The organism is Nocardioides lianchengensis, assembly GCF_900101465.1.
Lineage (GTDB): Bacteria > Actinomycetota > Actinomycetes > Propionibacteriales > Nocardioidaceae > Nocardioides > Nocardioides lianchengensis.
This window is the reverse complement of the sequence record NZ_FMZM01000006.1, coordinates 185,896-203,145: the sequence shown is the minus strand read 5'-3', so window position 1 is coordinate 203,145 and position 17,250 is coordinate 185,896. Positions and strand designations below refer to the sequence as shown.

Here is a 17,250-nt window from a genome sequence, read left to right as displayed (position 1 = left end):
GGCGACTAACCTCGTGGCGTGCGGTCGTTCGGGTTCCTGCTGAGCCGCCGCTGGCTGCTCTTCGCCGCGGCGATCGCCGTCGTCGCCTACGCCACCTGGTGGCTCGGCGAGTGGCAGTTCCACCGTCTGGAGGACCGGAAGGCCGACAACGCCGTGGTCCGGGCCAACGAGGCGCGGGACCCGGCGGCGGTCGGCGACGTGCTGGCGCCCGGTCGCGAGGTGGACGACGGGGACGAGTGGCGGGTCGTGACCGCCACCGGCACCTACGCCCCCGCCGACACGGTGGTGGTCCGCTACAGCGCCAGCCCGCGCACCGAGGAGAGCGGCGTGGACGTCGTCGTCCCGCTCGTCACCGACGACGGCACGGCCCTGCTGGTCAACCGGGGCTGGATGCCCACCATCAACCAGGGCGGCGACATCGGCACCGTGCCCGAGCCCCCGGCGGGCGAGGTCACGGTCACCGGCTACGTCCGCGCCGACGGCTCCGGCGACAGCACCCGGGTCAACGACGGCTCCACCCGCGCGGTCGACAGCCACGCGATCGGCGCGGCGCTCGACCGCGAGGTGTACGGCGGCTGGGTCGAGCTCCGCTCGGAGGACCCGCCGGCCGCCGAGCCACTGGTCGCCGTCGAGCTTCCGGAGCTCGACAACGGGCCGCACTTCTTCTACGGCCTGCAGTGGTGGTTCTTCGGCGTCCTCGCGATCGGCGGATTCGGCTGGTTCGCGTACGACGAGTGGCGCGGCGGCCCGTCGGCGCGTCGCGACCGAGGGTCCGGGAAGCCCGGTCGTCCCGACCGGGACGCCCGCCGCGCCCGGCGCGAGCGCTACAAGCAGGCGGTCGCGGCCGAGGAGGCGCGCCGCCGCGGTCAGATCCCCCGCAGTGACCCGCCGTCGACCGGGAGCATCGCCCCGGAGACGTACGAGGCCGCCGGCGAGAGCAGGAACGCGGCCGCCCGGCCGAACTCCTCCGGCTCGCCCTGACGACGCAGCGGGATCCGGGCCAGCGCCGACTCGCGGGCAGCGGCCGGGTCGTCCGCCGCCGCGTCCAGCTCGGCCACCCGCTCGGTGGCGACCCGTCCCGGCAGCAGTCCGTTGACGCGGACGCCCCGCGGGCCCACCTCGTCGGCCAGCGTCTTGGCGACCATGGCCAGCCCCGGGCGCAGCCCGTTGGAGATGGCCAGGTCGGCCAGCGGCGCGCGGACGCTCGTGGAGAGCACGAAGGCCAGCGACCCACTCTCGCCCAGCCCGGCGGCCAGCACCCGACCCAGCCGGACCGCGCCCAGGAAGACCGACTCGAACGCGGTCGTCCACTGCTCGTCCGTGACTTCGCTGACGGCACCTGGCGGCGGACCGCCCACACTGATCAACGCTCCGTCCAGGCGACCCCAGGCCCCCTGGGCGGCGGCCACCAGACGGTCCGGCGTGGCCGGGTCGGCGTTGTCGGCCACGACGGCGACGGCCGCGGGACCGAGGTCGGCCACCGCCCGGTCGAGGGAGACCGCCGACCGGCCCGAGAGCACCACCCGGGCGCCCTCGGCCACCAGCACGTCGGCTGTGGCGCGGCCGAGCCCGCGGGCCCCTCCGGTGACGACGAAGACCCGGTCCGTCAGGCCCAGGTCCATCAGACGGTCCCCCAGACGGCCTCGACCGCGTCGGGCGGGGCCCCGTCGTCCTCCACGAACTGGGTCCGGTAGAGGTCGGCGTAGAGACCGCCCTGGGCCAGCAGCTCCAGGTGGGTGCCGGACTGGACGATCCGGCCGTCCTCCAGGACCAGGATCAGGTCGGCGTTGCGGACGGTGGAGAGGCGGTGGGCGATGACCAGTGACGTCCGGCCCGCGAGGGCGGCGTCGAGCGCGCGCTGGACCGAGGCCTCGGACTCGCTGTCGAGGTGGGCGGTGGCCTCGTCGAGGATCACGATCGACGGCGACTTCAGCAGCAACCGGGCGATCGCCAGTCGTTGGCGCTCGCCTCCCGAGAGCCGGTAGCCGCGGTCCCCGACCACGGTGCCCAGCCCGTCGGGCAGGGCACGGACCAGGCCGGCGATCTGGGCCGCCTCCAAGGCCGCCCAGACCTCGTCGTCGGTGGCGCCGGGCCGGGCGTAGAGCAGGTTGCCGCGGATGGTGTCGTGGAACATGTGCGCGTCCTGGGTGACGTAGCCGACCACGTCCTCGAGGGACTGCAGGCTCACGTCGCGCACGTCGTGGCCGTCGACGCGCACCGTCCCGGCCGTGGGGTCGTAGAGCCGCGCCACGAGGTGGGTGACGGTGGTCTTGCCGGCGCCCGAGGGACCGACCAGCGCCACCATCTGGCCGGAGTCGGCCACGAAGGTGACGTCGTGGAGGACCTGGGTGTGCTCCCGGGACTCCACCCGGGCGATCCCCTCCAGGGAGGCGAGCGAGACGTCGTCGGCGCGTGGGTAGGTGAAGTCGACGTGCTCGAGCTCGAGCCGCGACGCGGTGGCCGGGAGCCGGGTCGCGCCGTGCCGTTCCTGGATCAGCGACGGCAGGTCGAGCACCTCGAAGACCCGCTCGAAGCTCACCAGCGCCGTCATCACGTCGATCCGGACGTTGGACAGCCCCTGGAGCGGACCCAGCAGGCGCAGCAGCAGCGTCGCGAGAGCGAGCAGGGTCCCGACCGTGAGCGTGCCGCTGATGGCCAGGTGCCCGCCGACGCCGTAGACGAGCGCGGCGGCGAGCGCGGGCACCGCCATCATCGACGCACCGAACAGCCGGGTGATGAGGGAGATCCGGATCCCGAGGTCGCGGACCCGGGCCGCCTTGACCGCGAACAGCTCGTCCTCCTCGCGGCGCCGGCCGAAGAGCTTGAGCAGCATGGCGCCACCGACGTTGAAGCGCTCGGTCATCACCGTGCCGAGGTCGGCGTTGCCGTCCATCTGCTGGCGGGTCAGGCCGGCCAGCCGGCCGCTGACGAACCGCGACACCAGGAAGAGCAGCGGGAACATCGCGAGGCAGAGCAGGGTCACCTGCCAGCTGAGAGCCAGCATGGTGATGCCGACGACGACCACGGCGATGGAGTTGGAGACGGTGCTGGACAGCGTGCTGGTGAAGGCCCGCTGGGCTCCGATCACGTCGTTGTTGAGCCGGGAGACGAGGGCGCCGGTCTGGGTGCGGGTGAAGAAGGCCAGCGACTGGCGCTGGACGTGGGCGAAGACGCGGGTGCGGAGGTCGAAGATCAACCCTTCGCCGATCCGCGAGGACAGCCACCCGCTGAGCACGCTCAGCACGGCGCTGAAGAGGGCGAAGCCCGCCATCGCCAGGGCCAGGGTCGTGACCAGGCCGCTGTTGCCGGCCAGGATGCCGTCGTCGACGACCCGCTGCACGAGGAGCGGGGTGACCACCACGGTCGAGGCGTCGATGACCGTGAGCAGCAGGAAGACCGCGATCAGGCCCCGGTGGGGGCGCGCGAACCCGACCACGCGGCGCACGGTGCGCGCCTCGATCCGGTTGTCGACCACGCTGCGGTCGGCCCGCAGGTTGCGCCAGGCCGTCCCGGCGCCGTACATCCCCGACACGGTGCCTCCTCCCGTCAGTCCCCCGCGAGCGCGCGGGCCACGTCGCGGAAGCGACGCACCTGCGCCTCGCGCTCGAGCCGTCGCTGGTCGTCCAGCGACCGGTCGGCCGCCCCCTGCAGCAGGGCCGTGGTCTCCCGGACGGCGCCCGCCATCGGCGCGGTCAGCGCACCGACCAGCTCGGCGACCGCGGCGTCCAGCTGCCCGGCTGGTACGACGGACGCCACCAGACCGATCCGCAGGGCCTCGTCGGCCTCGACCGTCCGGGCCGTCGCGCAGATCTCCAGCGCCCGGGCGTAGCCCACGGACTCGACCAGCGGCTTCGTGCCCGTGAGGTCCGGGACCAGGCCCAGCGCGGACTCCTTCATGCAGAACCGGGCGTCGTCGGCCGCGATCCGCAGATCGCAGCTGAGGGCGAGCTGGAAGCCGGCCCCGATCGCGTGGCCCTGGACCGCGGCCACCGACACGAACCGCGGGTCGCGCAGCCAGGTGAAACCGCGCTGGTAGTCGTCGATCGTCGCGGACATCTCCTCGTCGGACAGCGCTAGCAACCCGGCCACGGTCTCGACCCCGTCGCCGCCCGCCGTCGGGTCGAGCATCGAGCGGTCGAGACCGGCGGAGAAGCTCTGGCCCGAACCGCGCAGCACCACGACCCGCACCTCGTCGTCGAGCGACTCCCCCACCGCGGCCAGCGCACGCCACGTGGCCGGCGTCTGGGCGTTGCGCACATCGGGTCGGTCGAGCGTCACGGTCACGACCGGTCCCGTCCGGTCGACGAGGAGACCGGCGGCGGCGAGGGCGTCGGGAGTCATGGCGTCAGCGTAGGCCGGGTCGCCGACAGCCACCCGTTGGCGTCTCTTGCCCTCAACTTAACTTCAAGTTCAAGACTGGTGCGGACCCGCCGAGATCCGGCGGGACCCACGACCGAAGGAGGACGGGATGCCCGTCGCCCTCGTGACCGGAGGATCGGCCGGGCTCGGCCGCGCCCTCACGCACACCCTCGCCGACACCGGCTGGACGGTGCTCACCGACGGACGCCGCGTCGACCGGCTCCGCGCCGCCGGCCGGCCCGGCGTGCACGCCCTCGTCGGCGACGTCGCCGACGAGGACCACCGCCACGCTCTGGCCCGTGAGGTCGAGCGGCTCGGCCGACTCGACCTGCTGGTCCACAACGCGAGCACCCTCGGACCGCTCCCGCTGCGGCCGCTCCGCGACGTCGACGACGCGCACCTGCGCGCCGTGTGGGAGGTCAACACCGCAGCCCCGCACGCCCTGACCCGGCTCCTGCTCCCCGCCCTGACCACGAGCGGCGGCGCGCTGGTCTCGGTGTCGTCCGACGCCGCGGTCGAGCACTACGAGACCTGGGGCCCGTACGCCGCGAGCAAGGCCGCGCTCGAGCACCTGACCCTGACCCTGGCCGCCGAGGAGGGCCTCGCGGCGTACGCCGTCGACCCCGGCGACCTGCGCACCGAGATGCACCAGGCGGCCTTCCCGGGCGAGGACATCTCGGACCGGCCGCTGCCCGAGACCGTCGTACCCGCTCTGGTGGGCCTGGTCCGGGACCGGCCTCCCGCGGGCCGCTACCGGCTGGCCGATCGGCTGGCGGTGGCCTGATGCGGATGCTGGAGGAGCACCCGTCCACCACCTTCGCGCCGGCCGCGTTCGCCCCCGCCCCGGCCGAGGAGCGCGGCCTGACCCGCGACGCCACTCGTCTGCTGGTCGCCGGACCGGACGGCGTGCGGCACACCCGCTTCCGCGAGCTGGCGCGGCACCTGAGCCCCGGGGACGTCGTGGTGGTCAACAACTCCGCGACCGTCGCCGGGCAGCTGGACGCGGTCTCCTCGCGCCACGGGCCGGTCGTCGTGCACCTCGCGACGCCCCTCGACGACGGCGACTGGGTGGTCGAGGTCCGCAGCGCGCCGGACGCCGCCCGCGCCGTCCTGGACGCCGCGCCGGGCGAGGAGCTGCGAGCGGGACCGGTGCGCCTGCGCCTGCGGGCGCCGTACCCCCGGGACGGGTCGTCGCCGACCGGCCGGGGCGACCGGCTCTGGCGCGCGAGCGTCGAGGGCGACCTGGCCTGCCACGCGTCCCGCCACGGCCGGCCGATCTCCTACGGCTACCTCGACCGGGCCTACCCGCTCGCGGCCTACCAGACCGTCTTCGCCACCGAGCCCGGCAGCGCCGAGATGCCCTCGGCCGGACGCCCGTTCACCCCCGCCCTGGTGACCGAGCTGGTCTCCCGAGGCATCGCGGTCACGCCGATCACGCTGCACACCGGCGTCTCGTCGCAGGAGGCGGGCGAGGCCCCGCAGCCGGAACGGTTCGAGGTGAGCGCCGCGACGGCCCGGCTCGTCGAGGCGGCGCGCGCCGGCGGCGGTCGGGTGGTGGCGGTCGGAACCACCGTCACCCGTGCTCTCGAGTCGGCCGTGGACGGCCGCGGGCGGCTGGCCGCCGCCCGCGGCTGGACCGAGCGGGTCGTCACCCCGGCGGACCCGCCCCGGGTCGTCACCGGCCTGGTCACCGGCTGGCACGACCCGGCCGCCTCGCACCTGCTGCTGGTGGAGGCGGTCGCGGGAGCCGATCTCACCCAGACGTCGTACGACGCCGCGGTGGCCGGCGGCTACCTCTGGCACGAGTTCGGCGACGCCGCCCTCCTCCTGCCCTGAGCGACCCCTCAGCGCGTCGGCGACCACGGCCGGAACGCCGGCGACACGCGGCCGGTCTAGTCCGCCCCCGAGAGCACTCCTTAGAAGTCGACGGCCCGCCAGCCCAGGCGTGGCGCGGAATCCGGCCCGGCGATTGCCTGCGCGTTGCCATCTCGTTTCGACCGGATGGCCGCAACGGCCCCACATTCCGTGATAAAACTCCACAAAGTTGATCGACTTAAGAACTCCTGGTCAGTGTGGCCCCGGATTCGCAGAACGATCGCCCCGCACCGATGGAGGAAGAACAAGCGTGGATACCTGGGCCCTGGCCGCACTGGCCGTGACACTCGGCCTGTTCGCCGGTATAGCCGCACTGTCGCGTCGACACCTCAACTTCAGCGTGCTCACGTTCATCGGCCTGTTCCTCGGGGTCGGCGTGGGCTACGTGTTCCGCGACCACCTCGACTACGTCGAGCCGCTGGGACAGGTCTACGTCAAGCTGCTGATGACGATCGTCGCGCCGCTGGTGATCGTCTCGATCCTGTCGAGCATCACCTCGCTCGGCTCGACGTCACAGCTCAAGCGGATCGGCGGCTCGTCGGTGTTCTGGCTGCTCGCCCTGAACCTGATCGCCATCCTGCTCACCCTCGGCCTCTCGCTGCAGCTCGGCGTCGGCAACGGCGCGGACCTCGCAACGCAGGGAGTCCCGACCGGCACGCTCGACGAGTTCAAGGAGTCCTTCGCGGAGGTGTTCCTGGGCTTCTTCCCCTCCAACATCGTCTCCGACATCGCCGAGGACAAGATCATCCCGATCATCATGGTCTCGGTCGCGGTGGCGGTCGCCTACTCCATGATCGCCGAGAGCAAGCCGGAGTCCATGGCACCCATCAAGGGGGTCATCGACGGCTCCCGCGAGCTGGTGTTCAAGGTCGTCGGCTTCATCATCAAGCTGACGCCGTACGCCGTGCTCGCCCTGACCGCGGGCGCCGCCGCCACGACGTCGCTGACGGCGGACGCCCTGAAGCCGCTGCTGGCCCTGCTGGTGGTCGGCTACCTCGCCTGCTTCGCGCACGCCTACGTCGTGAACGCCGTGGTGCTGCGGGTCTGGGCCGACGTGAACCCGTTCGTGTTCTTCCGCAAGATCTTCCCGGCCCAGCTGACCGCGTTCACCACCCAGAGCAGCGCCGGCACGCTGCCGGTCACCACCGGGCTGCTGACCCGCCGGGTCGGGGTGCCGGCCGACATCGCGGGCTTCACCGCGCCGCTCGGGACCACGATCGGGATGCCCGGCTGCGCCGGTGTCTGGCCGGTCCTGCTGGCCGTCTACGCGGTCAACGGGCTCGGGCTGTCGTACGGCCTGGCCGACTACGCCGTCCTGGTCTTCCTGGCCCTCGTCGTCTCGCTCGGCACGGCCGGCGTGCCCGGCACGGCCACCGTGACGGCGACGACGGTGTTCGCGGCCGCCGGGCTGCCGCTCGAGGTCATCATCCTCACGCTCCCGATCAGCGCCATCGTCGACATGGCCCGGACCCTGAACAACGTCACGGCGGCCGCGGTCGCGGCGACGCTCGTGGCCCGGCGCGAGGGACGCCTCGACGACGCGGTGTTCGCGGCCCCCGACCTCGACGACGACGATCGGCCCGGCGCCGCCACCGCGACCGCCCCGGAGCCACCGCCGACGCCCGTGCCCGAACCGCCGCTGACGACGGCGGCGCTGCTCGACACCCCCTCGTTCCCGCCAGGCCTGCTCGGTGCCTGCGACATCAACGACCGACCCAACCTCAAGAACCCCGTGGAGGCCCGATGACCGCCCAGATCGCCGAGCTCGTGCGCCGCCGCCCCTGGTGGCTGGCGCCCTTGCTCCTGATCCCCATCCTGCTGCTGACCGTCCAGGGCATGACCTTCCGTGCCGACGCGGCGGGTCTGGACTGGATCGACGGCGGCGACGACCAGCTCTGCCTGCAGGACGACAACGGGGCCGCGCTCTCGCACCCCGAGATCGTCGTCTGCTCCCCCATCATCGGCTGCGAGACCGGGGAGACGAACGGCAAGGCCTGGATCCGCTTCCCGAACAAGAACGGCATCTGGCAGCCGAAGGACGAGTACAAGGACTACATCGTCTACTACGGCTCGGAGCCGACGACCTCACCATCACCATCGTCCGGTCCGACGACGAAGCCGACGACCAAGCCCTCGGCCAGCCCCACCAAGAAGCCGACCAAGGGATCGACCACCAAGCCGTCGGCCAGCCCGACGAAGCCGGCCAGCGGCGCCACGGCGACCCCGACCGCGGGCGCGACGACGCCCTCGACCACCGACGACCTCGGCATCGACGAGAACGAGGAGGTCGCGGCGGGTGCGCCCACCGCGCCGGCCGCCCCGACCGTCGCGGTGGACGGCGACAGCGTCACCGTCACCTGGACGGCCTCGGCCGACGCGGAGCTCGAGGGCGTGACCGGCTACAGCCTGCGCTTCAGCAACGTGGCCGAGGCCGTCGTGACCGACGCCGCCACCACCTCGCACACGTTCACCGGGCTCGCCGACGGCAACTACCGCGCGGCCGTCCGAGCCGTGAACACGGCCGGCGAGTCGCCGTCGTCGCCGCCGTCCGACATCGCGACCGTGGGCGCCCCCATCGACCAGGTCAAGGGTGAGGTCACCGTGGACGGCGAGCTCCAGCCGGGCGCCGAGGTCACGGTCACCGGGACCGGCTACGCCGCCAGCGTGCCCGAGCTGGTCCTCGAGCTGCACTCGACGCCGGTCCAGCTGGCCACCGTCGCGACCGACGCCGACGGCGGGTTCTCCACCACGGTGACGGTGCCCGTCGACATCGAGCCGGGCGAGCACCACCTCGTCGTCCTGTACGACGGCGCCGAGGTCACCAGCACCCCGGTCCAGCTCGTCGCCGCCACCACCGAGGCCGACACGGACGCCGAGACCGAGGCTGCCGAGGACGTGGCCACCGTCCCGGCCGCGAGCGTGCCGCCGAACACCGGCGTGGCCATCCTCGGCGCGCTGGCCGCGCTCGGCGTCCTCGCCCTCGCATGGCACCCGCTGCGCGCGCGTCGCCGGCGCCGCTCGCAGCACGCTCGTGGCGCCCAGCTCGCACCGACCGTCCCCGCCGTCGCGGGCCGCAGCGCGGAGGTGGTCTGAGGCACGCGCGCGACGACGAGTGGCTGGATTGCCCGACCCTTCGCACGCGCCCGGCAATCCAGCCCACCGAGACGACTCCTGAAAGGCACTCGGCCTGCCCAGTGTGGCAGCAGAAAGTGAAGAACGCCTGTGAACGCCATCCGTAGAACCCGCCGGGGCCGTACCGCTGTGAAGGCCGCCGCGGTCGCCGCAGCGGTGGCCCTCGCGCCGCTCTCCCCGCTCGGCGCCCTGAGCGCCGCCCACGCGGCCGCCCCGGCCGCGACCCACGGCATCGACTTCGACTACTTCGACGACGCCTACACCGACCTGGGTGCGAACAGCGTCTTCGAGACCGTCACCCTCGAGCGATTCAAGTACATCCTCAGGGACAAGCCCGGCAACTTCGCCTTCCTGATCGGCGACCCGGCGGACGCCAACACCCAGGCGACCATCGGCCACATCAACGACGTGGCCAAGGACCTCGGCATCTCGAAGATCTACAACTTCACGCCGAAGATCGACGGCGGCAAGTGGAACCTCTGGAACTGGGCCGACCTCGAGTCGGTCGTCGGCGGCAACGGCCTGGCGTACTGGAAGGCGGAAGGCACGGGTGCCAACACCGCCGCCCTCTCGACCAGCTACCTCAACCAGGACACCACCCCGCAGTTCGTGCGCAACGAGGCGGGCGTGGTCGACGCGCCGTACCTCTTCGTCCACAACAAGGACCGCACCGTCGACGTCGGTGGGACGCCGACGGCCGACCACATCGTGTCCTCGCTCGCCGACCGCAAGACCGCGGCCGACCTGGACACCCCGGCCGAGGTGACGGCGTTCCGTGACCAGGTCCGCGGCGTGCTCGACGACGTCCCCGCCGGCCAGTACGCCGTGAACTCGGCCTTCACCTACTGGAAGGACGAGGGCAACCGGCGCCACGCCGCCGGCTACAACGAGGGCGCGGAGCCCGGTCGGTACGGCGGCACCGAGATCATCACCGACGCCGACAACGTCGACGGGTGGCGGATCCAGCCGATCACCTACCCCGAGTGGATCGCGCTGCTGAAGAAGCCGGGCGACATCCCGTTCCTCTTCGGCGGCACCTGGTGCCACAACACCCGGGCGATCATCAAGGAGGTGAACCGGCTGGCCCAGGAGAACGGGGTGAAGAAGGTCTACAACTTCGACTACTCCCTGTTCTCGACGTCCAACGGCGGCACCAACTACGACCACAGCCGGAGCTCGGGGACCACCATCACCACCGGCACCGGTGACGCGACCCGCCTGCTCTACCCGAGCCACCTCTACGGCCAGACGATCAACACCTACCTGTCCAACGCGATCGCGCAGTACGGCAAGGTCGACCAGGTCGGGCAGAGCCCGAACTACTACCACCCCGACGGCGACGTCACGAAGCCGGTCGAGAACGCGGTCCGGATCCAGGTCGGTCACTTCCTGACCTACAACAAGGACCACAAGGACGCGGCCGGCGCCCCGGCGCCGGTGGTCGACCAGGCGCTGCGCCAGAACGACGACGGCGGCAACACCGAGCACATGACCGAGTGGTGGTTCGTCAAGAACCGCGAGCTCCCGTCGACCGACCACACCGGCCGGGGCAGCATCAACGTCACCGCGGGCCAGGCCAACAACGGGCTGGCCAACCAGCGGGCCTTCGCCAAGGAGGCCATCGACGACATCGAGCAGGTCTTCCGCGGCTTCACCACGGACCTGCCGAGCACGACCACCGTCGCAGGCATCGGCCCCTCGGTCGACAAGGGCGCGACGCCGACGCTGCAGGTGTCGCTCGACGCCGCGGGCTACGCGCCGTACTCCTCCTCTCAGGGGACCGGCTCCGCCACGCCGGGCACCCTGATCGCCAAGCCCCGCGGCTGGGTGCGTCTCCTGAACGGCACCACCGAGATCGAGCGCAAGCGGGTCACCCGCGCCGGTACGACGTCGTTCACCCTGCCGGCGCAGAACACGCCGGGTCCGCAGTCCTACTCGGTGCAGTACCTCGGCCGCGGCGAGCTGATCCAGCCCTCGACCCAGCAGGTGTCGTTCGCGGTGGCGCCCACCACGACGACGCTGGCGGGCGCGGCCTCGGCCGCGGCCGGTCAGTCGACGCAGTTCACGGCGACCCTGACGCCCGCGACGGCGACCGGGTCGGTGACCCTCACGGGCCTGCCGGGTGCCGCCATCACCGGGACCATCAACGCCGGCTCGGCCACGCTGACGGTCCCCGGCACGGTGCCCTCCGGCACCTACCAGGTCAAGGCGGTCTACGCCGGCAACGACGACAACGCGGCCAGCGAGAGCGCCACCCAGGCGTTCCAGGTGGTCGCCAACCCGTCGACCACCACCCTCACCGGCCCGGAGTCGACGACGTACGGCGCCGGCGGCACCTACACCGCCACGGTGACCACCGGAGCGACCGGGACCGTCCGGCTGCTCGGCCTGCCGGACGCGATCGACGCCACCATCTCCAGCGGTACGGCGTCCTTCACCCTGCCGGCCGGACTGCCGGTGGGCGCCTACCAGGTGCACGCCCAGTACCTCGGCGACAGCCAGTTCGGCTCCTCGGAGTCGGCCCCGCGGTCGCTGAGTGTCGCCAAGGCGGCCACGACCACCACCGTGGCCGGCCCGGCGTCGCTGGCGCTCGGTGCCGGCGGCACCGTCACCGCGACCGTGCCCGGCGCGACCGGTCCGGTGACGCTGTCCGGCCTGCCGGGCGGCAACCGCACGGCCCAGCTCGCCTCCGGCGTCGCCCAGTTCACGGTGCCGGCCTCGACCCCCGCCGGGGCGTACGCGCTCACCGCGAGCTACGCGGGCAACGCGTCGTACCTCGCCTCGGCCTCGACGGCCTACTCCCTCGCGGTGGCCAAGGGCACGGCGTCGCCCGCATCGACGGCGACGAACCAGGCCTACGGCAAGGCGGGCTCGGTCGCCGTCACGGTGCCCGGCACCGCCGGCATCGTGCCGACCGGGACCGTGCGGGTCCTGGAGGGCGCCTCCGTGCTCGGTACGGCGACCCTCGCCGGCGGCCGGGCCACGATCGCGCTGCCGAAGACCGCGACGGTCAAGAAGCACGTGCTGAAGGTCGAGTACGTCGGCGACGCGAACTACCTGGCCTCCACCGGGGCCGGCAGCTTCACGGTCACCAAGGGCACGACCAAGGCGCCGACCTTCAAGGTCACGGGCACCCTCCGGTCCTCCAGGGCCGGCTCCGCGACCGTGACCGTCGGCACCGCCGCCGGCCTCGCCAAGGCCGGCGGCAAGGTCAAGCTGGTGCTGAAGAGCGGCCGGACGACCAAGACCGTGAACGCCCGGCTCGGCACGCGCGGCACGGCGACGGTGAAGCTGCCGAAGCTGGCCAAGGGGAAGTGGACCGTCCAGGTCACCTACCTCGGCAGCACCACCTACGCGGCGGTCAGGGCGAAGGCCGTCAGGCTCACCGTCAAGAGGTAGTCCGTACGGCGTGGCCGCTCCGGGTTCGCCCGGGGCGGCCACGTCGGCATGTCAGGAGCCGGTGCGGCTCAGGCCAGCGACACCAGGTCGGCGTAGTCCTCGTTCCAGAGGTCCTCGTCGCCGTCCGGGAGCAGCAGCACCCGGTCGGGCTCCAGTGCGCGTACGGCGCCCTCGTCGTGGGTGACCAGGATGATCGCGCCCTCGTAGGTGCGGATCGCGGCCAGCACCTCCTCGCGGGAGGCGGGGTCGAGGTTGTTGGTGGGCTCGTCGAGCAGCAGCACGTTGGCGCTCGAGACCACCAGCGAGGCCAGAGCCAACCGGGTCTTCTCGCCGCCGGAGAGGACCGCGGCCGACTTGTTGGCGTCGTCGCCGGAGAACAGGAACGAGCCCAGCACGCTGCGGGCCTCGGTGTCGGTGAGCTGTGGCGCCGCGCCCTGCATGTTCTGCAGGACCGTGCGGTCGGTGTCGAGGGTCTCGTGCTCCTGGGCGTAGTAGCCGATCTTCAGGCCGTGCCCGGGCACCACGCGTCCGGTGTCGGCCTGGTCGACTCCGGCCAGGATCCGCAGCATCGTGGTCTTGCCCGCGCCGTTGAGGCCGAGGATGACCACGCGGGAGCCCTTGTCGATCGCCAGGTCGACGTCGGTGAACACCTCGAGCGAGCCGTACGACTTGGACAGCTCCTCGCCGGTGAGCGGCGTCTTGCCGCACGCCGCGGGGGCGGGGAACTTGATCCGGGCCACCTTGTCGGCGGCGCGCTCGCCCTCGAGCCCGGCCATCATCTTCTCGGCGCGCTTCAGCATCGACTGGGCCGCCACGGCCTTGGACGCCTTGGCGCGCATCTTGTTGGCCTGGTCGGTGAGCGTCTTCGCCTTGCTCTCCGTGTTGGCCCGCTCGCGCTTGCGACGCTTCTCGTCGGTCTCGCGCTGGGTGAGGTAGTGCTTCCAGCCCATGTTGTAGACGTCCATGACGCAGCGGTTGGCGTCGAGGTGCATGACCTTGTTGACGGTCTCCTCGAGCAGCGCGTTGTCGTGGCTGATGACGATGAACCCACCCTTGTGGGCCTTCAGGAAGTCGCGCAGCCAGACGATCGAGTCGGCGTCGAGGTGGTTGGTCGGCTCGTCGAGGATCAGGATCTCGGCGCCCGAGAAGAGGATGCGGGCCAGCTCCACGCGGCGCCGCTGGCCGCCCGAGAGCGTCTTCAGCGGCTGGGAGAGGATCCGGTCCTCGATGCCGAGGCTGGCCGCGATCGTGGCGGCCTCCGACTCGGCGGCGTAGCCACCGCCGGCGTGCATCTCGTCGTCGGCCCGCGCGTAGCGGCGCATCGCCTTGTCGCGCTTCGCCGGGTCGTCACTGCCCATGTCGAGCTCGGCCTGCCGCAGTCGTCGTACGACGTCGTCGAGCCCGCGGGCCGAGAGGATCCGGTCGCGCGCGATGACCTCGGGGTCGCCGATGCGCGGGTCCTGCGGCAGGTAGCCGACGTCGCCCGAGCTGGTCACCTTGCCGCTGGCGGGCAGCGCCTCTCCGGCGAGGATCTTGGTCAGGGTGGTCTTGCCGGCGCCGTTGCGACCGACGAGGCCGACCTTGTCGCCGGCGGCCACCCGGAAGCTGACGTTCTCCATGAGGAGACGCGCGCCGGCGCGGACTTCCAGCTGGGAGGCGGTGATCATGAGGACACCCATCCTAGGTCTGGGTACGGGTCGACCAGCGAATCCGAGGAGGCGGCGAGATGCGGTTCAACCCCAAGGCCAGGCTGGACACGGGCCGGGTGAGTGACGCAGGTCGCGGTGGCGGCGGCTCGCGGGCGGGCATCCCGGGCGGCCTCCCCGTCGGCGGCGGCATCGGCGGCGTGCTCGTCCTGGTCCTCGTCTACGTCGCGATCCAGGTCCTCGGAGGGGGCGGCGGCACCGACGACGCCGTCGACGGCAGCGAGCGGTACGCCGGCTGCGAGACCGGGGCCGACGCCAACGAGAGCGCCGACTGCTTCCGGGTCGGAGTGGCGAACTCCCTCGACGACTACTGGTCCGGCGAGCTGGGTGCGGACTTCCGGCCGGTCGACCGGCTGGTGACCTTCACCGGGAACGTCCAGACCGGCTGCGGCGCCGCATCGTCCGCGGTCGGACCGTTCTACTGCCCGGGCGACGAGCGGATCTACCTCGACACCTCCTTCTTCGACGAGGTCCTGGAGCGGCAGCTGGGCGGGCCGGACGGTGGTTTCGTGGAGTCCTACGTGCTCGCCCACGAGTACGGCCACCACATCCAGCACCTGCTCGGCACGATGGGACGGGTGCGGACCCAGCAGGGTGCCCAGAGCGACGCCGTACGGCTGGAGCTGCAGGCGGACTGCTACGCCGGCCTGTGGGCCCGCTACGCCACCAGCACCGAGGACCGGGACGGACTGGTGCTGATCACCGACCTGACGGAGGAGGACATCGACCTGGCCCTGGCTGCGGCGTCCGCCATCGGCGATGACCGGATCCAGGAACGGACGCAGGGCCAGGTGACCGAGGAGACCTGGACGCACGGCTCCGCGAAGGCCCGGGCGACGTGGTTCCGCACCGGCTGGGACGGGGGCACGGTGCAGGGCTGCGACACCTTCGACGCCCCGAACGGGTGAGACCTGATTAAGACAGGTCCCGAGGGGCGATAGCGTCTACCCATGACTTCCGGCCAGCGACCCGACACACCCCGCCCCGCCGGGGCCGGAGGTGAGGGCACGCCGGGACCGCTCCGGGTGCTGGTCGCCGACGACTTCGAACCCGTCCGCATGCTCGCCGTCCGGATGCTGCAGAAGCTCGGGTACAGCGAGATCGAGGAGGCCGAGGACGGCCAGCAGGCGGTCGACGCCCTCGCGGCCCGGCGCTTCGACCTGCTCTTCCTCGACCTCTCGATGCCCAAGCTGTCCGGCCAGGACGTCGTCCGCTGGCTGCGCTCGCACCCCGACCGCTCAGACGGTCTCTCGATCGTCGTCATCAGCGCCTCGGCCCACGCCGAGCGCCCGGTGCTCAACGAGCTCGGGGTCACCCACGTGCTCCCGAAGCCCTTCCGCAGCCAGGAGATCGCCGACGTGATCAAGGCGATCTACGGGCCCGCCTGAGCCGTCCGGATTTCGGGCGCATGACCCGGGACCGACCGGGTAGATTGACCCACGAAGTGGGGACTTCGATGTGGGAGCAGTACGAAAGGGACACGACATGATCAAGAACTTCCGCCAGCGCCGTGCGATCGCCCAGGCCGGCCGCAGCCTGCGCGCCATCTACACCTGGCGCAAGCCGGGCATCTGAGCACGACCGCTGGACCACACGGCGCCGAGGACCCCGACGGGGTCCTCGGCGCCGTCGTACGTGCGGCCGGAACGTCCGAGCCCGTGCGCCTGGCTCCCGGCGGCCCGGTCCTGGTCCCCTCCTTCGACGGTGCGCGCACGGTCCTCACCGACCCCGATCGCTTCGTGCTGCCCTTCGACGTCAGCCGTCGGGCCGTCCGCCGCCACGGCCGATCGGTGCCCAAGGACACGACTCCCCTGCCGGCCGACGCGGTCGCCCTGGGGCGCGAGGTCTTCGCCCGTGAGCTGGCCCGGGCCGCTGCCGGTCTCGGGCCCGAGTCGACCGAGGTCGACACCCTGGTGCTCCTGCGCGAGCCGGTGGGACGGTCGACGACGGCCGCCCTGCTGCCCGACCTCGATCCCGTACGCCGCGACGGCATCGCCGACCTGGTGGTCGCCTGGGTCGACGCCCTCGGTCCGGTGATCTCGGCCCAGCGCCCGCCCGGCCGCTGGAGCCGCGTGCGGCGGACCGAGCAGCGGTCCTGGCGCGCCCTGCTCGCCGGCCTGCGCGCGGCCGGCGTCCCGGGGCCCGCAGCCGTCGCGACCGCCCTGGCCGCCGGCGTCCAGGTGCCGATCGCGGCCGGCTCGTGGTGCCTCACCCTGCTGGCCGCCGACCCCGATCTCCAGGACCGGCTCCGCGCCGAACCGGGGCTGGTGCTGCCCTTCGTGTGGGAGGTGCTCCGGCTCTACCCGCCCACCTGGCTGCTCGCCCGGATCACCGCCTCCGAGGTGGAGGTCGACGGCACCCGGCTGCCGCCGTACACGCCGGTGGTCGTCAGCCCGGTCGCGCTCGGACGCCTCCCCCGACTGGTCCCCGGTCCAGACCGGGGCCGGTCCTCACTGGACCGGCTGGACCCGGATCGCTGGACCGGGTCCGACGTCCGTCCCGGTGCGTGGCTGGCCTTCGGCGCCGGTCCCCACGCCTGTCCGGGACGCAGTCTCGGCCTGGCCCAGCTGACCCTGCTGACCTCCTGGGCGACGACGACCGACCTCGAAGCCACCGCGCCGCTGCAGGTCGACACCGACCGCGGGCTCTCCCCGCGACCGTCCGCCGTGGTGGTCTCGGCGCACGCGCATCCCCCGGGCTCCTAGCGGCGTGCGTCGCGCGCCCCGCGCCGCGTTGCCGACGGCAGCCGGACGGCCCGGCGTGACGGCACGTCGTACGC

13 protein-coding genes are annotated in these 17,250 nt (G+C 72.6%); 9 read left to right on the top strand and 4 right to left on the bottom strand.

Annotated features, from left to right (window positions below):
* Positions 1-18: 18 nt before the first annotated feature.
* The gene (locus BLT76_RS12660; protein ID WP_090856227.1) at positions 19-981 is read left to right on the top strand and encodes an SURF1 family cytochrome oxidase biogenesis protein; all 963 of its coding nucleotides are present in this window, start codon (positions 19-21) and stop codon (positions 979-981) included.
* Here BLT76_RS12660 and BLT76_RS12655 read toward each other — a convergent pair.
* From BLT76_RS12655 to BLT76_RS12645, 3 genes are read right to left on the bottom strand one after another with little or no spacing between them, the layout of a single operon-like run.
* Positions 867-1,622, bottom strand: coding sequence for an SDR family oxidoreductase (locus BLT76_RS12655; RefSeq protein WP_090856224.1), 756 nt, complete (start codon positions 1,620-1,622; stop codon positions 867-869). The two genes, BLT76_RS12660 and BLT76_RS12655, sit on opposite strands and share 115 nt — an antisense overlap.
* Positions 1,622-3,523 carry an ABC transporter ATP-binding protein gene (locus tag BLT76_RS12650; RefSeq protein ID WP_090856221.1) on the bottom strand — a complete coding sequence of 634 codons (1,902 nt, stop codon included), beginning with the start codon at positions 3,521-3,523 and terminating at the stop codon, positions 1,622-1,624. Before BLT76_RS12650 ends, BLT76_RS12655 begins: the two co-directional genes overlap by 1 nt.
* Before the next feature lie 23 nt (positions 3,524-3,546).
* Positions 3,547-4,341 (bottom strand): enoyl-CoA hydratase/isomerase family protein, encoded by a 795-nt coding sequence (locus BLT76_RS12645; RefSeq protein ID WP_090856634.1) that lies wholly within the window; start codon positions 4,339-4,341, stop codon positions 3,547-3,549.
* A 127-nt stretch (positions 4,342-4,468) separates the two neighbouring features.
* Here BLT76_RS12645 and BLT76_RS12640 point away from each other — a divergent pair, with 127 nt between their 5' ends.
* The 5 genes from BLT76_RS12640 to BLT76_RS12620 all read left to right on the top strand — a co-directional run bounded on the left by BLT76_RS12640 (position 4,469) and on the right by BLT76_RS12620 (position 12,765).
* A complete protein-coding gene (locus tag BLT76_RS12640; protein WP_090856219.1) occupies positions 4,469-5,143 on the top strand; it encodes an SDR family NAD(P)-dependent oxidoreductase in 675 nt (224 codons plus the stop codon).
* Positions 5,143-6,195 (top strand): S-adenosylmethionine:tRNA ribosyltransferase-isomerase, encoded by a 1,053-nt coding sequence (locus BLT76_RS12635; RefSeq protein WP_090856216.1) that lies wholly within the window; start codon positions 5,143-5,145, stop codon positions 6,193-6,195. Before BLT76_RS12640 ends, BLT76_RS12635 begins: the two co-directional genes overlap by 1 nt.
* Before the next feature lie 289 nt (positions 6,196-6,484).
* Positions 6,485-7,981: a dicarboxylate/amino acid:cation symporter gene (locus BLT76_RS12630; RefSeq protein WP_170867039.1), complete on the top strand. Its 1,497-nt coding sequence runs from the start codon at positions 6,485-6,487 to the stop codon at positions 7,979-7,981.
* Entirely contained in the window at positions 7,978-9,327 is a 1,350-nt protein-coding gene (locus tag BLT76_RS12625; RefSeq protein WP_090856210.1) for a fibronectin type III domain-containing protein, read from the top strand. The genes BLT76_RS12630 and BLT76_RS12625 overlap by 4 nt, the downstream gene beginning before the upstream one ends.
* Positions 9,328-9,495: 168 nt before the next feature.
* On the top strand, positions 9,496-12,765 hold the full coding sequence (locus BLT76_RS12620; protein ID WP_090856207.1) for an Ig-like domain-containing protein: 3,270 nt from the start codon (positions 9,496-9,498) through the stop codon (positions 12,763-12,765).
* A gap of 68 nt (positions 12,766-12,833) precedes the next feature.
* On the opposite strand, the gene BLT76_RS12615 is transcribed toward BLT76_RS12620, so the two are convergent.
* The gene (locus BLT76_RS12615) at positions 12,834-14,432 is read right to left on the bottom strand and encodes an ABC-F family ATP-binding cassette domain-containing protein (RefSeq protein ID WP_090856204.1); all 1,599 of its coding nucleotides are present in this window, start codon (positions 14,430-14,432) and stop codon (positions 12,834-12,836) included.
* Between the two features lie 59 nt (positions 14,433-14,491).
* Between BLT76_RS12615 and ypfJ the strand changes: the two genes are divergently transcribed.
* The 3 genes from ypfJ (at position 14,492) to BLT76_RS12600 (ending at position 17,176) form a co-directional block, all read left to right on the top strand.
* Positions 14,492-15,379 (top strand): KPN_02809 family neutral zinc metallopeptidase, encoded by an 888-nt coding sequence (gene ypfJ / locus BLT76_RS12610; protein WP_090856201.1) that lies wholly within the window; start codon positions 14,492-14,494, stop codon positions 15,377-15,379.
* Between the two features lie 42 nt (positions 15,380-15,421).
* On the top strand, positions 15,422-15,859 hold the full coding sequence (locus BLT76_RS12605) for a response regulator (RefSeq protein WP_090856198.1): 438 nt from the start codon (positions 15,422-15,424) through the stop codon (positions 15,857-15,859).
* Positions 15,860-16,129: 270 nt separating this feature from the next.
* Positions 16,130-17,176 (top strand): cytochrome P450, encoded by a 1,047-nt coding sequence (locus BLT76_RS12600; protein WP_170867038.1) that lies wholly within the window; start codon positions 16,130-16,132, stop codon positions 17,174-17,176.
* Positions 17,177-17,250 lie beyond the last annotated feature (74 nt).